Annotated in this window: 14 protein-coding genes; 5 read left to right on the top strand and 9 right to left on the bottom strand. The window is 59.0% G+C overall.

From position 1 onward, the window contains the following. The 3 genes from JHD62_RS12260 to JHD62_RS12250 form a co-directional block, all read right to left on the bottom strand. A partial coding sequence (locus tag JHD62_RS12260; RefSeq protein ID WP_304506248.1) for an MHYT domain-containing protein occupies window positions 1-713 on the bottom strand: 713 nt, incomplete at its 3' end. Window positions 714-802: 89 nt separating this feature from the next. Next, complete coding sequence (locus tag JHD62_RS12255) at window positions 803-2,737, bottom strand: bifunctional diguanylate cyclase/phosphodiesterase (protein ID WP_199103137.1); 1,935 nt, start codon at window positions 2,735-2,737, stop codon at window positions 803-805. Window positions 2,738-2,962: 225 nt separating this feature from the next. Beyond that, a complete protein-coding gene (locus JHD62_RS12250) occupies window positions 2,963-3,916 on the bottom strand; it encodes a LysR substrate-binding domain-containing protein (protein ID WP_199103136.1) in 954 nt (317 codons plus the stop codon). A gap of 179 nt (window positions 3,917-4,095) precedes the next feature. On the opposite strand from JHD62_RS12250, the gene JHD62_RS12245 reads away from it, so the two are divergent. Beyond that, entirely contained in the window at window positions 4,096-6,387 is a 2,292-nt protein-coding gene (locus JHD62_RS12245) for an NADP-dependent malic enzyme (protein WP_062787981.1), read from the top strand. 88 nt (window positions 6,388-6,475) lie between these two features. On the opposite strand, the gene JHD62_RS12240 is transcribed toward JHD62_RS12245, so the two are convergent. Continuing rightward, complete coding sequence (locus tag JHD62_RS12240) at window positions 6,476-7,381, bottom strand: LysR family transcriptional regulator (RefSeq protein ID WP_199103135.1); 906 nt, start codon at window positions 7,379-7,381, stop codon at window positions 6,476-6,478. 107 nt (window positions 7,382-7,488) lie between these two features. Between JHD62_RS12240 and JHD62_RS12235 the strand changes: the two genes are divergently transcribed. Both JHD62_RS12235 and JHD62_RS12230 read left to right on the top strand, forming a co-directional pair. After that, entirely contained in the window at window positions 7,489-8,037 is a 549-nt protein-coding gene (locus JHD62_RS12235; protein ID WP_199103134.1) for a carboxymuconolactone decarboxylase family protein, read from the top strand. Window positions 8,038-8,082: 45 nt separating this feature from the next. Beyond that, on the top strand, window positions 8,083-8,547 hold the full coding sequence (locus tag JHD62_RS12230; protein ID WP_045846149.1) for a nuclear transport factor 2 family protein: 465 nt from the start codon (window positions 8,083-8,085) through the stop codon (window positions 8,545-8,547). Window positions 8,548-8,613: 66 nt separating this feature from the next. Here JHD62_RS12230 and JHD62_RS12225 read toward each other — a convergent pair whose 3' ends face one another. Both JHD62_RS12225 and JHD62_RS12220 read right to left on the bottom strand, forming a co-directional pair. After that, window positions 8,614-9,315 carry a hypothetical protein gene (locus JHD62_RS12225; RefSeq protein ID WP_199103133.1) on the bottom strand — a complete coding sequence of 234 codons (702 nt, stop codon included), beginning with the start codon at window positions 9,313-9,315 and terminating at the stop codon, window positions 8,614-8,616. Between the two features lie 926 nt (window positions 9,316-10,241). After that, window positions 10,242-11,261, bottom strand: coding sequence for a GIY-YIG nuclease family protein (locus JHD62_RS12220; protein WP_199103132.1), 1,020 nt, complete (start codon window positions 11,259-11,261; stop codon window positions 10,242-10,244). Window positions 11,262-11,292: 31 nt separating this feature from the next. Between JHD62_RS12220 and JHD62_RS12215 the strand changes: the two genes are divergently transcribed. After that, window positions 11,293-12,510: a hypothetical protein gene (locus JHD62_RS12215; protein WP_199103131.1), complete on the top strand. Its 1,218-nt coding sequence runs from the start codon at window positions 11,293-11,295 to the stop codon at window positions 12,508-12,510. 149 nt (window positions 12,511-12,659) lie between these two features. Here JHD62_RS12215 and JHD62_RS12210 read toward each other — a convergent pair whose 3' ends face one another. Beyond that, the gene (locus JHD62_RS12210) at window positions 12,660-13,145 is read right to left on the bottom strand and encodes an Lrp/AsnC family transcriptional regulator (RefSeq protein ID WP_199103130.1); all 486 of its coding nucleotides are present in this window, start codon (window positions 13,143-13,145) and stop codon (window positions 12,660-12,662) included. 135 nt (window positions 13,146-13,280) lie between these two features. On the opposite strand from JHD62_RS12210, the gene JHD62_RS12205 reads away from it, so the two are divergent. Next, window positions 13,281-14,321 carry a zinc-dependent alcohol dehydrogenase family protein gene (locus tag JHD62_RS12205; protein WP_199103129.1) on the top strand — a complete coding sequence of 347 codons (1,041 nt, stop codon included), beginning with the start codon at window positions 13,281-13,283 and terminating at the stop codon, window positions 14,319-14,321. Between the two features lie 156 nt (window positions 14,322-14,477). On the opposite strand, the gene JHD62_RS12200 is transcribed toward JHD62_RS12205, so the two are convergent. Together JHD62_RS12200 and JHD62_RS12195 are read right to left on the bottom strand one after the other, a co-directional pair. After that, window positions 14,478-16,301: a heparinase II/III family protein gene (locus JHD62_RS12200; protein WP_199103128.1), complete on the bottom strand. Its 1,824-nt coding sequence runs from the start codon at window positions 16,299-16,301 to the stop codon at window positions 14,478-14,480. Window positions 16,302-16,418: 117 nt separating this feature from the next. Then, complete coding sequence (locus JHD62_RS12195) at window positions 16,419-17,348, bottom strand: LysR substrate-binding domain-containing protein (RefSeq protein ID WP_199103127.1); 930 nt, start codon at window positions 17,346-17,348, stop codon at window positions 16,419-16,421. Between the last annotated feature and the right edge of the window lie 25 nt (window positions 17,349-17,373).

Raw genomic sequence — 17,373 nt, 5'->3', positions numbered from 1 at the left:
AAGGCTACCACCGCCGCCATCTTGCCGTTTTCCGCCACCACCCGGCCGGCCGGCTCTGCCACGCCGATGAAGCGGGCCGACAGCATGCCGCTGTAGTGCATGCCGGCAATGGCAAAGCCCATGATGCAACCGGCCAGCAGATTGGTTCTCCCCTCGCCCAGGCGGGCCAGCTGACGCAGGCCGAAGCGTATCCACAGCGACAGGGTGGCCAGCAAAATGGCAATCAGCAGCGAAAACACGAACCAGCCCGGCGCGTAGCGCAGGATGGGAGCCATCTGCATGGCGGCCATGCCGGTGTAGTGCATGCCGCCTATCCCCGCCCCCACCAGCAGGCCGCCCAGCCACAATTGCTGGCGGCTCACCTGCGGGGATGCCAGCATGTTGAGCGCCACCCAGGACGCACAGAAAGCCGGCAGGATGGATAGCAAGGTCAGTTGCAGGTCGTAATGCACCGAGGTGCACAAATCAAAGGCCAGCATACCGACGAAATGCATGGCCCAGATGCCGATGCCCTGGAACAGGGCACCGCTGAGCAGAGCCATCTGGCGCAGGCCACTGGACAGTGTGCGTGCAGCCAGCCCGGCCATGTACAGGGTGACTACCGATGTAACAATGGCTACCAGCACGGACAGGGCCACCAGCCAGGGCTGATAGATGCCGGGCAAGAGCGGCAGTGTGCGGCTGTCAGAGAAGATGAAAAAAGCGTCAAGCATGAGGCAAGGCCAGGTCAGAGTGGAAGGTCGGCCACCGGAGCAAGCGGTGGCCTACAGACATGTAAAGCGGCGCATGGCACCAGACATCGTCACAGGCCGGAAGGAAGAGCGGCCGGTTTGCCAAAGAAAAAGCCTTGCAGTTCGTTCACGCCCAGCATGCGCATTTTTTCTGCCTGTTCCAGGGTTTCTATGCCTTCGGCAATCACGCGTATCTTCAGCCGCCGGGCAATGAACACCACGGCCTCGATGATGGCGATGTTCTTTTCGTCTTCGGACTGGATAAAGGCCTTGTCGATCTTGATGGCGTCAATCGGCAGCTCGCAGATGCGCGAGAACGAAGAATAGCCAGTGCCGAAGTCATCAATATGAATTTCCACCCCCAGTTGCTTGATCTTGAACAGCGCCTGTTTCACCAGCGCGATTTCGTCTTCGTGGAACACGCTTTCGGTCAGCTCGACAATCAGGTTTTGCGGGGCAAAGTCGCCGCTGGTAAACAGCATCAGCTTGTCGACAAAGTCTTCCTGCAACAGCTGGTAGAGCGACACATTCACCGCCACTTTCACCGGCTTGCCCGCCATTTGCTGCAGCAGCGGCTGGGCAGCCATGGCCTGATGAATCACCCAGTCGCCCAGCTCCACAATGGTGCCGCTTTCCTCGGCCACCGGGATGAACTCCACCGGCGAGATATCACCCAGCTCCGGGTGTGCCCAGCGCGACAGGATTTCACAGGACGCCAGCGTGTGGTCCTCGGCCGAGACAATATTGTGGGTGACAATGGACAGCTGGCCATTGCCGATGGCCATGCGCAGGTCCTGTGCCAGCGTGGTCTTGCGTCGCAGTTGCTCGCGCATGCCGGGGGTGAAGAACACCACATGGCCGCTGTGACGCGCCTCACCGGCAGCAATGTCGGCATACAGAAACAGGTTGTTGGGGTTGTCACAATCCTGCTCGGACACCGCGCCGATATTGACGTCCACACAGATGGTCTTGCCCGCCACCTGCATGCGCTGGCTGATTTCCTGCTTCAGCATGACGCCCACTTCCTCCGGGGTCAGCGCGCCCTCACCCAGGCGGGAAAAATAGAAAATGAACTCGTCGCCACCCCAGCGCCCCACCTGACAGTCGACATTGCCGAAAATGTCCTGGTTCAGCTGCGACGCCAGCGCCTCCAGCCGCTGCGCCACCTGGCGCAGCACCATGTCGCCAGCCTCGTGGCCCATGCCATCATTGATTTGCTTGAAGCGCGCCAGATTGATCAGGAAAACCGTGACATTGCCGGGCGTGATGCCAAAGTACTTCACCAGATTGAACACGCCATGGCGGTTCAACAGGCCGGTCAGCTCGTCGTAATACGCCAGGCGCAGCAAATCCTTGCTTCGTTCCTCCACCCGCGCTTCCAGCGTGTCGTTTTCCTGCTTCAGTTCTTCCGCCATCGAAGAAACTTCATTCAGCAAATCCTTGTTGGACAAAGACAAACCGATACTGCGGCGGACCAGCTTGTAGTTGTGCTGGTGGGTAATCATCATCACCCAGGCGAAAATCATCCCCAGCACACCCAGCGTGACATAGGAGTGAATGCCCGACTGGAACAGCCGGATACAGGCAGGCATCAATAGCAGCAGGATATAAGCCTTGCCGGCTACTTTAAGGGATGACAGCGTACCGGTGGCCCCACCAGCCAGTGCGGCCAGGATTACGATAATGGCAAACTGCTGCGGCCCCTGGTAATGCGCAATGCCCCACCAGCCCAGCACCGCCCAGAGTCCGGCGGCGCTCACCAGCCCCAGGCTCAGGTAGAAGCTGTCGGCCAGCAGAAAGGTGTGGGTTTTGCGATAGCGTCTGGCTGCATGCAGAAACTGGACAAAACGCAGGACGGTGAGTACAAGTGCCGCGCCGGACCACTGCAGGACAAAGCTGGAAGAGTCGTCAGACAGGATATAAGTAATGGCCAGAATGGCTGCCAGATTGACCAGCAAGCCAACTGCATAATTTTTCAATGACTCGCGCCATATTCTTTCAAGCATGCCTTGCTGCATAAACCGCCTTATCAATGACTGGGCCCTGTCGCGCCGGCTGGTGGCCAAGGTGATGGCAGCTGCTGACTGCTGCCACGGACATGCCGGGCTGGTGCAGGAAGATGCTGCGCATGACACTGGCTGTAAACTGCCATTATAAGCGCTGCCAGCAGGCTGTTATGCCATCGGCGACAAATTTTGCCGTGGTCACGGTGAATGAAATCCCGGCCCTGCTCAGGCATCCGCGCATAGCTGGCGCAAGGCTTCGGCAAATTGCAGCAAGGGGCGGGACTGTGCGCCGGCACGGGTAAACATGGCAATCGGCGGCAAGGTCCAGTCAAACGAATACGGCACAATGGCCAGCCCGGCAGTACGCACCAGTTCTTCGGCAATATCCGCCGGCACAATCGACACCGCCCGCTCGCTGGCCACAATCATCTCGCCAATCAGCTTGGACGAATAACTCTCGACAATCGGCGATGGCGGTGCAACCCCGGCGGCCAGAAAAATGTCGGCCACCTGCTCGCGCATCGGCGTATTGGGTGCGCCCAGAATCCAGTCCAGCGCCACCAGTTGCTGCCAGTCCTGCCGCACCCGGCCCAGCTGGGCTGCCAGTCGCCGACTGGCAATCAGTCGTGGTTGCTGGCGGTACAGCAGGCTGAACTCCACCCCGGCCAGATCCACTGTGGACGAGGCCCGGCCAATCACGATATCCAGCGTGTGATCCTGCAATTGCGGCAATAGCTGGTCGCTGGTGCCTTCGTGAATGGTCACGGTCAGGCCCTTGCTGTCCTCCGGCATGGCACGGCGGATGGCAGCCGACAGCAAACGGCCCGAGATAAAGGGAATCACCCCCACATGCAGGTGGGCATCAAAACCGGCCACCGCACTTTCCATGTCACGCACCAGATGCCCCAGGTCGTGAATCATCGCCTGGGCCCGCGCCAGCACCAGCTTGCCCAGCGCCGTGGGGGCCATGCCGCGCACCGAGCGGTCGAACAAGGGTGCACCGAACATGCTTTCCAGCTCGGCCAGCGCACTGGTGATGGCCGGCTGGCTGCTGGCCATTTGTTCAGCCACCCGCGTCAGGGAGCCGTACTGCCGGATATTCAGCAGCAGGATCAGATGCCGCATTTTCAGCCGCGAACTCAAGCGGCGCAGCACTTCTTCGCCATTAATGCCCGTCATATCGCCGCATTCCATAAGATAAACATTATGGGATGATAGTAAATCAAAATAACCAGCTTATGTTTACTGCCTAGAATGGCCACATTCGCAGGGGCAGACCACCTCACCCCTGGCAGCCAACCGGGCGATGCGGCACAGCACAGACAGCCACCAGCCCACCTCACTGGAGAAAATGCGTCATGGATACCACCGACCGTCAGGCAGCACTGGATTACCACGAATTTCCCACCCCGGGCAAAATCGCCGTCAACGCCAGCAAGCCGCTGGTGACCCAGCGTGACCTGGCGTTGGCCTACACACCGGGCGTGGCCGCCGCCTGCGAAGAAATCGTCGCCGACCCGCTCAATGCCAGCCGCTTTACCGCCCGCTCCAATCTGGTGGGCGTCATCACCAACGGCACTGCCGTGCTGGGCCTGGGCAATATCGGCGCGCTGGCCTCCAAGCCGGTGATGGAAGGCAAGGCCGTGCTGTTCAAGAAATTTGCCGGTGTGGACGTGTTCGACATCGAAATCAACGAAACCGACCCGGACAAGCTGGTGGACATCATCGCCAGCCTGGAATCCACCTTTGGCGGCATCAACCTGGAAGACATCAAGGCCCCGGAATGCTTCGAGGTGGAACGGAAGCTGCGCGAACGGATGAAGATTCCGGTCTTCCATGACGACCAGCACGGCACCGCCATCACCGTGGCTGCCGCCTTCATCAACGGCCTCAAGGTCGTGGGCAAGGACATCCGCCAGGTGAAGGTAGTCACCTCCGGTGCCGGTGCCGCCGCCCTTACCTGCCTGGACCTGATGGTGCATCTGGGCCTGCCGCTGGAAAACATCTGGGTGACCGATATCGAAGGCGTGGTCTACCAGGGTCGTACCGTGCTGATGGACCCGGCCAAGGCGCGCTTTGCCCAGCCTACCGACGCCCGCACCCTGCGCGAAGTCATTGCCGGGGCCGATGTATTCCTCGGCCTGTCCGCTGGCGGAGTGCTCAAGCCCGACATGGTGGCGCAGATGGCCGCCCGCCCGCTGATTCTGGCGCTGGCCAACCCGGCCCCGGAAATCCTGCCGGAAGAAGCCCATGCGGTGCGTGACGACGTGGTGATGGCAACCGGCCGTTCCGACTACCCCAACCAGGTCAACAACGTGCTGTGCTTCCCCTATATTTTCCGTGGTGCGCTGGACGTGGGTGCCACCACCATCAGCCGTGAAATGGAAGTGGCCGCGGTGTACGCCATTGCCGGCCTGGCCGAAGAAGAACAGAACGAAGTAGTCGCCGCGGCTTATGGCAGCTACGACCTGTCCTTCGGCCCGCAATACCTGATTCCCAAACCCTTCGATCCGCGCCTGATCGTGCGCATTGCCCCGGCCGTGGCCAAGGCGGCAATGGACAGCGGCGTGGCCACCCGGCCGATTGCCAACCTCGACGCCTATACCGAGCAGCTGCAACAGTTTGTCTACCACTCCGGCAGCTTCATGAAGCCGCTGTTTGCCGCCGCCAAGAAGCTGGTACGCGAAGGCGGCAAAACCCGCATCGTGTTTACCGAAGGCGAGGACGAACGCGTGCTGCGCGCCGTGCAGGTCATCGTGGATGAAAAACTGGCGCGCCCCATTCTGGTGGGCCGCCCGGAAGTCCTGCTGGCGCGTATCGAAAAATTCGGCCTGCGCCTGCGTCTGGGCGAGGACGTGGAAGTTACCAACCCGGAATACGACGAACGCTTCCACCAGTACTGGACCAGCTACTGGGAGCTGATGTGCCGTGATGGCGTGACCAAGGAAATGGCCCGCGTGGAAATGCGCCGCCGCCTGACCCTGATTGGCGCGATGATGGTACGGCTGGGCGATGCCGACGGCATGATTTGCGGCACAGTGGGCGGCTATCAGGACCACCTGCACTACATTGATCAGGTGATCGGCAAGAAGCCCGGCTCGGACACCTATGCCGCCATGAACATCCTGCTGCTGGAAAAACAGACCGTGGCGCTGGTGGACACCCACGTCAACGACAACCCCACGGCCGAACAGATTGCCGAATTCACCGTGGCCGCTGCCGAGGAAATGACGCTGCTGCACATGAAGCCCAAGGCTGCACTGCTGTCGCGCTCCAACTTCGGTTCCGGCAGTTCGGCCTCCGGCAGCAAGATGCGCCAGGCACTGGAACTCATCCGCCAGCGCGCCCCGGAGCTGGAAGTGGATGGCGAAATGCACGGCGACTGCGCACTGGACGAAGCGCTGCGCATGAACATCCTGCCGATGTCACGGCTGAAAGGTGCCGCCAACCTGCTGGTCTGCCCCAATGTCGACGCAGGCAACATCGCCTACAACCTGCTGAAGACCGCTGCCGGCAGCAATGTGGCCGTCGGCCCCTTCCTGCTGGGCGTCAATGCGCCGGTCAACATCCTCACCTCCAGCTCCACCGTGCGCCGCATCATCAATATGGCGGCGCTCACCGTGATGGAAGCCAACCGCCAGGCTGACTAAGCCTGCCCGGGCTGCTGCGCGCCACACCGGCCGCAGCAGCCTGTCCTTCCAGGCCTGAAAGCCGCCGCATCCCCGTCCAAACCCCGCTTTACTGATCAGCTGACAAGCGTGCACGCAAACGCGGGGCGGCAAAGTCCAGAAAAGCGCGCAGCTTGATGGGCAACCTGCCCTGCGCTGCATACACCAGGCTCACCGGCCATGCGGCTGCTTCATAATCCGCCAGTACAATCTGCACCCGCCCTTCACGCCTTGCCTGTTCGCACTGGTAGGACAGCACACGGGTAAGGCCAAGGCCGCCGCAAGCGGCATCCAGCGCCGCCTCGGCCCCGTTGACGACAAGCCGGGGGTTGATGGGCAGCAGCGAAACCGCATCACCTTTATAGAACGGCCAGGCTTGCGTACCGGCCAGCGCGTCATAGCTGATGCAGTCGTGCCGGCGGATATCCTCCGGCACCGTGGGCAGGCCGCGCTGCGCCAAGTATTCCGGGCAGGCACACACCACCTGACGCACTTCACCCACCCGGGTGGCCACCAGGCTGCTGTCCGGCAGCGGGCCAATGCGCACCGCCAGGTCGATATGCTCCTCCAGCAAATGCGACACCCGGTCGCCCAGTTGCAGGCGGATATTGATATCCGGGTAAGCCTTGAGAAAGTCCACCACCACCGGGGTGACATGCAGACGGCCAAACACCACCGGCGCAGTGATGACCAGATCCCCCTTGGGCGCGGCATATTCGCCACAGGCGGCACGTTCGGTTTCGTTGACATCGTCCAGAATGCGCCGGCATGCCTCCACATAGCTGCGCCCGGCCTCGGTCAGCGCGATATGCCGGGTGGAGCGCTGCAACAGCTGCACGCCCAGGTAGCTTTCCAGCTCCGCCACCTTGCGGCTGACAGTGGCCAGCGGCAGCCCAAGCCGCCGCGCCGCTGCCGAAAAACCACCGGCATCCACCACCGCCACCAGCAGTGCCATTGCTTCCAGTCTGTCGGCCATATTCTCGATTTCCGGGATAGTTATTCCATATTTTAACGGATTATCACCAAATCTGAATGCAGGTATCGTCTGGGCTGTCGTCACCACACACCTAACGGAGCCAGACCATGTCCCACCTCACCATCCCCGCCACCATCGCCGATGCCCCAGCTGCCTCGCAAGCCATGCTGGAAGCGGTCAACAAACAGTTTGGCCTTGTTCCCAACCTGTTCCGTCTGGTGGCCAACAGCCCGCAAGCACTGGAAGGCTACCTCGCCCTGTCCGCGGCTCTGGGGCGCGGCAGCCTGCCGGCCCAAACCCGCGAGCGTATTGCGCTGGCCGTGGCCGAAATCAACCGCTGCGCCTATTGCCTGTCCGCCCATAGCTACCTGGGCAAGAACCTGGCCAGGCTGGACGAGGCCGAAATCCTGGCCAACCGCCGTGGCACCTCCACCGATCCCAAGGCCGATGCCGCCGTGCGCTTTGCCGCGCAAGTGGCACGTGAACGCGGCCATGTCGGGCGCGACGCCTTGCTGGCAGTCAAGGCCGCCGGCTATGACGAGGCGCAGATCATCGAAATCGTGCAGCATGTTGCGCTCAATAGCTGGACCAACTACATCAACTCTGTAGCCGACACCGATATCGACTTCCCCGCGGTCCAGCCCTTTAGTGCCTGACCCATCGCCCCGGCACCCGCCGGGGCAAGCCACCCGGAGCCCGCCATGAACCGCCCACCCCTGCCCCCGTTTGACTCCACCAGCGCCGCCCTGAAAGTACGGCTGGCCGAAGACGCCTGGAACAGCCGCGACCCGGCCCGCGTTGCACAGGCCTACACGCCGGACAGCCGCTGGCGCAACCGCGACCGCTTCATTCAGGGCCGTGCGGCCATCGAAGCGTTTTTGACCGAGAAATGGCAGCGCGAGCAGGAATACCGGCTGATCAAGGAACTGTGGGCCTTCAGCGAACAGCGCATTGCCGTGCGCTTTGCCTATGAATGGCGCGACCACAGCGGCCAGTGGTACCGCGCCTATGGCAATGAAAACTGGGAATTCGACGCGCACGGCCTGATGGCCATCCGCCACGCCAGCATCAACGACCTGGCCATTACGGAGGCCGACCGTCTATTTCACTGGCCGCAAGGCAGGCGGCCGGACGATCACCCCTCGCTGTCCGCGCTGGGGCTGTAAGCAGGCTTTCAGCCTGACACCACCCCGCCCCGGCGACACCTTGCTGTTGCCGGGGCCATCCCCTGCTCACGCACAGGCCGCCTTGCGCTGCTGCGCGGCCTCCACCCGCCACGCCTGCTTTTCTGTGCGCTTGGCCAGTTGCTGGTAACAGGCACTGGCCAGCCGCAGCAGCTCGGCATGATTGCAATCCAGCCCGTCCGGCCCGGCAATACGCTGCGCCAGCGCTTGCAACGGTGTGGCCTGGCTATCCAGTTCCACCAGTCGGCCATGCGCATGGCGGCGCGGGTGGTCCGGGCTGTAATTGAGAGTCAGCAGCCAGTGGCTGCGTTGCCAGCCCGGCCCATGTTGCAGCACCGCTTGCAGCACGGCATGGCTGATTTGTTGCCCGGCCTCCGCCGCCATGGCCAGTGCCTGCTCCCAGCTGGCGTAGCAATCGGGGCGTTGTTGCAATGCTGGCAGTGCTTGTCGCTCCAGCCACAGGCGCAGGCGGCGCGCAGCCGGACGTTTGCTCTGGCGCAAGGCGCGTTGCAGTGTGGCAGCAGGCCAGCCGGTTTGCGGTGTGTCTTGCAGGCTCAGGCTGATGGTGCAGCCCAGCTGCGGCGGGAGTTGTTGTTGCAGGCTGTGGCGCAGGCGCGGGCCGAACAGTTGCAGGATGTCGTCGGCCAGCAGGCAGTAATGGCCGTGGTGTTGCACTACGCGGACGGGTTTGCCGAGGTAGCAGAGTGTCAGGGGTGGTGGCTGGGGGATGATGGGGTCGGGATGCGTCATGGTGCTGCCCTCCGTTGCAGGATGAAGGCTGCCACGCGCTTGTTTGAAGGCGGGTGGCAGGCCAAAGCGGGGTTGGCGAACCGGGAGAATCACCACTGAACCGGCAGACCGTATAGGTCTCCCCGCCTGGCCTGCCATTGAAGGGGGCAGACGCAAGCAGAAAAAGCCGCTTTTACACGGCTTTCCCGGTAATTCTCATCAGGTCGCCAAACCTGGATGCGCTTGAAAACGCAACGGGACAAGGCTAATCAGCACCACCGGGGACGGCAAGGGTAGAGGGACGGGGAAACACTGGCAAGAGGTGCAGGTAAGGGGCTGATGATGTTTTAAATGCCGCTTCCGCGCGGCGGACGGGATGCGTGTTTGCCTGGCGACGTTATTGTAGCCAGCCCGTAGGGCGGAAGCCCCAGCCTTACCGGGGCGTTCCGCCGCCATGCGGACTATCCCGGCACACAACAAAAAATCAATTATTCAGACTGTAGAAATCCGCTGCGCGAATGATGTTTTGTTTTGCCGCTTCCGCGCGGCGGACGGGAAGGAGAGCTTGCCTGGCCAAGCCCTCCTTCACCTCCAAGGCCACCCCAGCAAGCATGGCCTGCGGCTACCCTCCGGGGCCTGACACTGCTGAGGCACGGCTGGAACTCGCGATTGGCTAACGTCCAATCGCTCAAACAGCCAGCCGCTTAAAACCGCAGCAGCGCCACCCGTCGGCATGCTTGACGGGGCCAAGTGGGCGCGTTGATTCGGTAGTTTTTCGGCGGGGGAAATGGATTTATTCGGGAACGTTTCAGGGTGGATCGCCCCTGCGGGGCATCCACCCTACGGGATAGGCGCGTAGGGCGGAAGCCCCGGCCTTACCGGGGCGTTCCGCCGTCATGCGGACCATACCAGCAATACCCGAACTGGAAAGACAGCTATTTCTACAATTATTCAGGAATAGACTGAGGGAAGGTGATAGTTTCATCCTCAATCATTTTCAAAGTTCGACCATCTTCTGCAATCCAGCCTTGCGGGCCGCTACGTGAAGTACCTGCAACCAAAGCAGCAGCATAGCTGGACGAACTTGTCAGAACATCCTCAGCCAACTCCAAATGGCCACTCGCCGCATCTGGGAATAAACGGCCATCCTCTTGCATCTTCTGCTTTTGCTGCAAAATTCGCGATGGCAAACTGTCCATATTTTTGCTGGAAAGCTGGGAACCTTTCTTTAGCACAAAACCTTCATCGGTCACCGAGCCATGCGCCACCAGTCCATTCACCGTGAAAGTCAGGTTATCCAGTTTGGTAGACACCGGACCTGCGACAACTTGTGTAGATTGCAAGGAAACATCGAGACTCACAGGGGCAGAACGCAGCAGAGGCTCCAGAATGGGATAACCCAGCGTTCCCAGCACCATCCGGATATTATCGGTAAATTCTGCCATCGCATCCTTGTCTGCACGAGGCAAACTGGACTCCGTCGGCGTATTTCCATTCTCCAGAGTGTAACGGTCTGCCTTTTTTGCAATGGCGACTAGATTCGACTCTAGGAATTTGACATGAGCCTTAGTCAGGTTTTCGTCCTTGCTAGTGAAAATAACCACCTCGTTCCAGAAGTCTTTCAACCGGTCATGCGACGTCAAACGCTCTGCCACATTCTCGGACTCCCCAATGTAAGCCAGAGGCTTGGCATCCCCCAATCGCGCCTCAAACAACAGATACACACCTGGTTTACTGGCCTCCGGCCAGGCCGATAACTCACTAAGCCTGTTGCGCGGACACGCTAATCCGTGGCCTGTCCAGTTGACTAACTCAGCGTAGCGGATGCCAGTAACTGTGGCATCCGCAAGAAAGATTCGGATTGACTTTCCTACTGGCACCAGACCCTCACAATCATGCAAAATAAATAATTTGTCATATAATATAGATACTTCATATTTTCTTGCAATTAGTTTTTCCCAATCCATCAAAGCAAACCAATAAATTTAGAGGTGTAAATTGTTCGACTCTATCATACTTAGAAAATCTTTCAACGGAGATATAATCTCCATTGGTGAAGTTGCCGAAGCAATGTTTTACTATCAAAAAGTACAATTAATAATCGACCAAGGCACTCTCACAAATTTCATTAAAAAACTAGGCCCAAAAGACACACTAAGACTACTAAACAGACCAGAAATATCTGCAGTATATTGTGAAGAAATACTTGGCGTTCAAACGCAAACATATGGCGTTACACCATATCATTCATTTATTGCAGCAAAAATTTCTGGCAATCAAGAAACAGGTGAGCTTAAATCACTTAGCGAACGAATTGCATACACATTAAGAAACGTATGCAGTGACCAAAATGAAGCTAACAAATTCGCAGAATCATTTATTAAAAAAACCCCATGCAGAGACTACTCCAGCGACCACTATATCAAGGGGGGCATAACAAAATCTGCATTAAACGACCTAAACGATCAAAAACTACTTAGACATTTATTTGAAGAGCGACTAAAGCAAATTGACAATGAATTCCACCTCAGCAGTGACTCAAAAATTGAAATATACAAAGAAAATAATAACATAAGATTTACAATCTTCACAGATTTCAATCTAAACGAATTCAATAGAAAAAACATAGAAAATCACAATCTGGACTCACCAATAACAATGGCCAACATTTTGACTTCTCTATTGGATGCAAATGCCGACCTCGCCATAGCATCGCACTATGGTGGCGACCTAATGACAACTCATATTAATTCAGAAATTCTAAAAAGAAAATTTGATAGATTCTTGCATCGCACCGAAATAAACAAAGAAAAAATAGACAATTTTCGTGAGTGCATTTTAAATAACTCACCAACCATAACCGAAGTCATAAACACAAACGAAAGAAATATTGACGAATTATTTAAAATGCTCGACAAAGCCGAAAAATTCAAGCATTGGTCTCGCAATATAAATCCCGAGGAAAACATCGTGCACGAATACATAGAGGAAATTCAAAAGAAGGGGGTAGAAAGTAAAATGAAAACAAAAACAATCAGATACATAATTGGCAAAGCGATTAGCAGCATTGAAACAACCCTGAAAGTAGCACCAGCAATGAGCCTATCGTATGAAGCACTTGACTTGCTACTACTTGACAAACTACTAGAAAATTGGAAACCAAATCATTTTATAACCAAAACTTTAACCCCATTTCTTAGCAGCAACAATAAATAAGACATAACATTGAAAACATTGCCCACCTCTAATTATTGATCACTTTGCTTCCCAAATCCCGGCGGATCGCCCCTGTGGGGCATCCGCCCTACGGGAACAAGCACCCCCTCCCCCCCCAATCACCACCCACCCGCACAGGTCATGGCCATTCAGCCATGCCCTGACTCGATATCGGTGATGGGCAGTTTGTTCATCACCTTTATTTCCCTGAGCGAGATATTGCTGCGGATGCTGAACACCCCCGGCAATTTGCGCAGTACTTTCTCGACAAAGCGGCTGTAGTCATCCAGGTCGCGTGCGACCACTTGCAGCAGGAAGTCGGCTTCGCCGGTGGTGTTGTGGCAGGCCAGTATCTGCGGGCAGGCCTGGATGATGCGTTCGAATGCGGCGGTGGCTTCTTCGCTGTGCTGGGTGCAGACAATCTGCACAAAGGCCATCACCCCTATTCCCAGTTTGCGCCGGTTCAGTACTGCTTTGTAACCCTCGATCACCCCCAGCTCTTCCAGCCGTTTCTGCCGTCGCCAGCAGGAGGCTTCGCTCATGGCAAATTGTTCGGCCAGCTTGGCGTTGGACAGGCGGCCATCCTGTTGCAGCTTGTCGGCGATGGCGAGGTCTACTTTGTCGAGGTCGGTCATTTTGAAGAAAGCTTTCACCGGGTAGTTAATGAGTGAAATCCTATTTCAGATTACGGCTTATTCCAATGGCAATCTGACAGGTAATTTCTGGGAAAACGTTCACAATAAATGCACCATTTCACCGAGGAGTACTGCATGAAAGCCATTGTTTACGAATCGTTTTCCGCCCCGCCGCAACTGACTACCGTGCCGGACCCGACGCCGGATAACAGCGGTGTGGTGATCCAGGTGATGGCAACCGGCGTGTGCCGTAGCGACTGGCATGGCTGGGTTGGCCACGACCCGGACATCCAGCTGCCGCATGTTCCGGGCCATGAGTTTGCCGGGGTGGTGACGGCGGTTGGCAAGCAGGTGGGCAAATGGAGGATTGGCGATCGGGTCACGGTGCCGTTTGTGGCTGGCTGTGGTCATTGCCCGGAGTGTCATTCCGGTAATCATCAGGTGTGCGACCACCAGTTCCAGCCCGGCTTCACCCACTGGGGTTCGTTTGCCGAGTATGTGTCCATCCATCAGGCGGATATCAATCTGGTGGCCTTGCCGGAGTCGCTGGATTTCACCACCGCCGCCAGTCTGGGCTGCCGTTTTGTGACATCGTTCCGTGCGGTGGTGGATCAGGGTAAAACCTCGGCCGGGCAGTGGGTGGCGGTGCATGGCTGTGGTGGCGTTGGCCTGTCTGCCATCATGATTGCCAATGCCATCGGGGCGAATGTGATTGCCATTGATATTGCGGACGACAAGCTGGAACTGGCGCGCAAGCTGGGGGCGGTGGCCACGGTGAATGCCAGCAAGGTGTCGGATGTGGTTGAAGCGGTGATGGACATCAGCCGTGGCGGTGCGCATGTGTCGCTGGATGCGCTGGGCCATCCGGTCACCTGCTTCAACTCCATCAGCAATCTGCGCAAGCGCGGCAAGCACGTGCAGGTGGGCCTGATGCTGGGCGAGCACAGCACCCCGGCAATTCCGATGAGCAAGGTGATTGCGCACGAGCTGGAAATCCTGGGCAGCCACGGCATGCAGGCGCACCGTTACGATGCCATGTTCGCCATGATGGCCGCGGGCAAGCTGGCACCGGAGCAGCTGATTGGCCGCACCATCAGCCTTGAGCAGTCGATTGAAGTGCTGATGAATATGGACAGGTTCGAGGTGGCCGGGGTAACGGTGGTGACGGAGTTCTGACTCCCCGTCAGCCTGCCGCCTGCGGCCATGCAACGCATGGTGGATCGCCCCGCCGGGGCATCTGCCCTGCGCGCTGAATCACTTGTCGGTGCCACCCCGGCCCCATCAGCGCCAGGCGGAGCGGACGGGCCTCGCTTCAGGCTAGCGGGCCAGTACCTAGTTTCGGGAAAACCGGGCTGTCAGCATCCAGCTGCCATCCGGTCCTGCCGGGGCGCGGGCGACAAGCTGGCGGGTGTTCGGGTTGGGGCTGTCATAGCCTGCCCGCGGTCTGGCAACATCCACCACTTCCAGCGTGAACGGCGTACCTTTGAAGCGGACATGCAGTGTTCTGCCACCCTGAACAAGCGTGGCATCACTGCCATCCAGAGTGATGGTGGCCTCGGTTGTCATGGCCCAGCGGATGATGCTGCCGGGGGCTGCGCCGCGAACCTCATCACGCAATGTCACGCTCTGCCCTTCAATGCGGGCGGTACGCGTAGCCTGCCTCAGCTGGCCGGGCATAAACAGCGGTGTCAGGTTGAGTTTTGCACTGTCTGGCCCCTGCATTTGCAACGATGCCATTCCGGCAGCATTGTGCGGGCTGCCATCCAGGGTGATGGTGTTGTGCGCTGCGCTGCCAAGGCGGAACACTTGCCAGCGTGATGAGTTCTGCTTCATGTTCCACAGGTCGATACCGCGACTTTCCAGCGAGTAGTAGTCCTGCATGCCCAAGTCCTTGGCCCAGCGTATTCCATCCAGATCAAGCACGAAGCTGCCGCCATCCATGTGGGCGTGGTTGTGATTGGCGCCGCCACCCTTGATGGCGAAGTACAACGCATTCGGGTCATTCCATGCAGAGCGCCAGATCGCCACCGGCTGCGGCCCCTGCCCGGTAAAATTCAGCGGAGCCGGCCGAGCCGTGGCGGCATCAGGCCACCACAAGGCCACTAGCGGGCCGAAGCGCTCGTTAAGCCCTCCTTTGTTGCGGATCATGATGCGCTTGGCATCAATCAGAGCGGGTTGCCGCAACTCGCTGGCGAGGTAGAACAAGGGCGGGGCAATTTCCTGGCCTTCACCGCTGTCGGCAAAATTGAACTGCCGCCCGGTCGGGCTGACTGCATGGCTGTAGAACCCGGCACTACGCTTGAGGCCCGGCGCATCCAGCAAGCCCCAGTCGGTATGGAGGCTGCTTCGCAGGGCGGCAACCAGCAGGGTTTCATAGGTGGTGCCATACACCCAGTAGCCCGGCCCTTCAGGATAGACACCATCCGGCTTGTAGGCAGCCAGCGCGGTAAAGGCGTTTTCCCTGGCTGCGCCAAGCAGGTCGCGAGCAAGTGCTGGCTCATCCTCCGCCACAGCCAGCGCCCCCAACACCATGCCGCTGATGCAAACCTGGCCCCAGTTGTTTTCCAGCCTGAAGGTTTTGTGGCCATAACGTGCTTGTGCGATGCCCTTGTCCACGATGGCACGGCGCACAGTGGCACGGTCGGTGGCGGACAGGTCGTGATACAGCCAGTCGTAGCTCAGCGCCAGTCCCGCTGTCATTTCGGCAACATCCAGATAGTGATCCGGATGCCAGTCGGAGAAGGCTGCCACGGCCAGCATCTCGCGCCGGGCCCGGTCGAGGAAGACGCGTTCCCTGGTGACGCGGTAGGCAAAGCTCCACAGCAGGCTGCGGCGAATGAACTCACGCGAAGTAGCAAGCAGACGGCGGCCGACCAGTGTGCGCTCCACCGGCATCAGCGTCAGATCCTTGCGTGCACGTTCCAGCAGCAGAGTGACATAGTTGTCCAGATCCGCATCGCCGGCGCGGCGTGCGGCAAGATGTTGCCAGTCCCTGGCGGTAGCGATCAATCGAGGGTGATCGGGCAAGGTGGCTGCATTCGTGCTACTGGCAGGGGTGTCAAAGGCATGGGCTGCGGGCGTGCAGGCTGCCTGCAACATGAGGAGGCAGAATAGCAGCATGCTGCCAAGAAAACCTGAGCGTTTGCTTGATTTCATGCGCAGACTCCAGAAGCAGTTATTGCAGTAAAGCATGGGAGCGACGGCCGGACGACCTTAACTGCAAAAATTTATACATGGTGGTCATTGGCAGCCTGCCGCTTGCGGTCATCCACCTTATGCCAGGGCCAGCAGGGCTTCGGTCAGCTCGCGCAGCTTGGGGCTGCGGCGGCCAGGCTCGGGCATCACCAGAAAATAAGCCAGCGTGCTGGTGGTCATGGCGGCAAAGGGCATCACCAGTTCGCCGCTAGCCAGCCGGTCTTGTGCCAGCCGCGGGTCGCCCAGCGCAATGCCGTAGCCCAGTACCGCAGCCCCGGTGGCGGATTCCAGCGAGTCGAACTCGACATGCCGCCCTGCCATTTCCCCGCTGCCATATTGCCGCCACCAGCCTTGCCAAGCTTGCTGGCCGGCATCGGCATGAATCAGGCAGTGCTGTTGCATGTCGGCCGGGCTGTGCAACTCACGCGCCAGTTCCGGGCAGCACATCGGGGTAAGGTGCTCGGCAAACAGCAATTCGGCATGCAGGCCATGCCATTGGCCATTGCCGCGCACCAGCATGGCGTCCAGCTCGGTGCCGGTGAAGTCGGGGGTATCGCTGATGGAGGTGCTGATGTCGATGCGGATGCCGGGCAGCAACTGTTGCAGGCTGTCCAGCCGTGGCAGGAACCAGCGCAGTGCCAGCGTGGATGGCAGGCGCAGGCGGATGACTTGCTGTTGCTGACAAGCCAGCTGCGAAAATGCGGACAGCTCGGCCAATACCCGCCGGGCAAGCTGGTGCAGTTGCTCGCCTTCCGGGCTTAGTTGCATGCCGCTGGCGCTGCGACGGAACAAGGCCAGCTGGTAGTACTGCTCCAGTTGCTGAATCTGACGGCTCACCGCGCCCTGGGTGCGGTGCAACTGGGTGGCGGCACGCGACAGGCTGCCCAGCTGGGCGACGGCGACAAAGGCCTGCAAGCCCATGATGGATGGCAGGGGTTTGGTCAGTTCGCCAAGCGGGTATGCATCCGCTGCATATCCGGCTTCAGAATTTGTCGATATTCGGCTCATGGGCAAATGGCTAAGGTGATGGCTC

It is taken from the genome of Aquitalea sp. ASV11 (genome assembly GCF_016429185.1).
In the GTDB taxonomy this organism is placed as follows: Bacteria; Pseudomonadota; Gammaproteobacteria; order Burkholderiales; family Chromobacteriaceae; genus Aquitalea; species Aquitalea pelogenes.
The sequence above is the reverse complement of the archived record's forward strand: the minus strand, read 5'-3'. Positions and strand labels throughout refer to the sequence as shown.

What these genes read in the sequence shown, in the direction of transcription:
- JHD62_RS12255 (WP_199103137.1), bottom strand. Translation starts at nt 2,737, where the DNA reads ATGCTTGAAAGAATATGGCGCGAGTCATTGAAAAATTATGCAGTTGGC.
- JHD62_RS12250 (WP_199103136.1), bottom strand. Translation starts at nt 3,916, where the DNA reads ATGACGGGCATTAATGGCGAAGAAGTGCTGCGCCGCTTGAGTTCGCGG.
- JHD62_RS12245 (WP_062787981.1), top strand. Translation starts at nt 4,096, where the DNA reads ATGGATACCACCGACCGTCAGGCAGCACTGGATTACCACGAATTTCCC.
- JHD62_RS12240 (WP_199103135.1), bottom strand. Translation starts at nt 7,381, where the DNA reads ATGGCCGACAGACTGGAAGCAATGGCACTGCTGGTGGCGGTGGTGGAT.
- JHD62_RS12235 (WP_199103134.1), top strand. Translation starts at nt 7,489, where the DNA reads ATGTCCCACCTCACCATCCCCGCCACCATCGCCGATGCCCCAGCTGCC.
- JHD62_RS12230 (WP_045846149.1), top strand. Translation starts at nt 8,083, where the DNA reads ATGAACCGCCCACCCCTGCCCCCGTTTGACTCCACCAGCGCCGCCCTG.
- JHD62_RS12225 (WP_199103133.1), bottom strand. Translation starts at nt 9,315, where the DNA reads ATGACGCATCCCGACCCCATCATCCCCCAGCCACCACCCCTGACACTC.
- JHD62_RS12220 (WP_199103132.1), bottom strand. Translation starts at nt 11,261, where the DNA reads ATGGATTGGGAAAAACTAATTGCAAGAAAATATGAAGTATCTATATTA.
- JHD62_RS12210 (WP_199103130.1), bottom strand. Translation starts at nt 13,145, where the DNA reads ATGACCGACCTCGACAAAGTAGACCTCGCCATCGCCGACAAGCTGCAA.
- JHD62_RS12205 (WP_199103129.1), top strand. Translation starts at nt 13,281, where the DNA reads ATGAAAGCCATTGTTTACGAATCGTTTTCCGCCCCGCCGCAACTGACT.
- JHD62_RS12200 (WP_199103128.1), bottom strand. Translation starts at nt 16,301, where the DNA reads ATGAAATCAAGCAAACGCTCAGGTTTTCTTGGCAGCATGCTGCTATTC.
- JHD62_RS12195 (WP_199103127.1), bottom strand. Translation starts at nt 17,348, where the DNA reads ATGAGCCGAATATCGACAAATTCTGAAGCCGGATATGCAGCGGATGCA.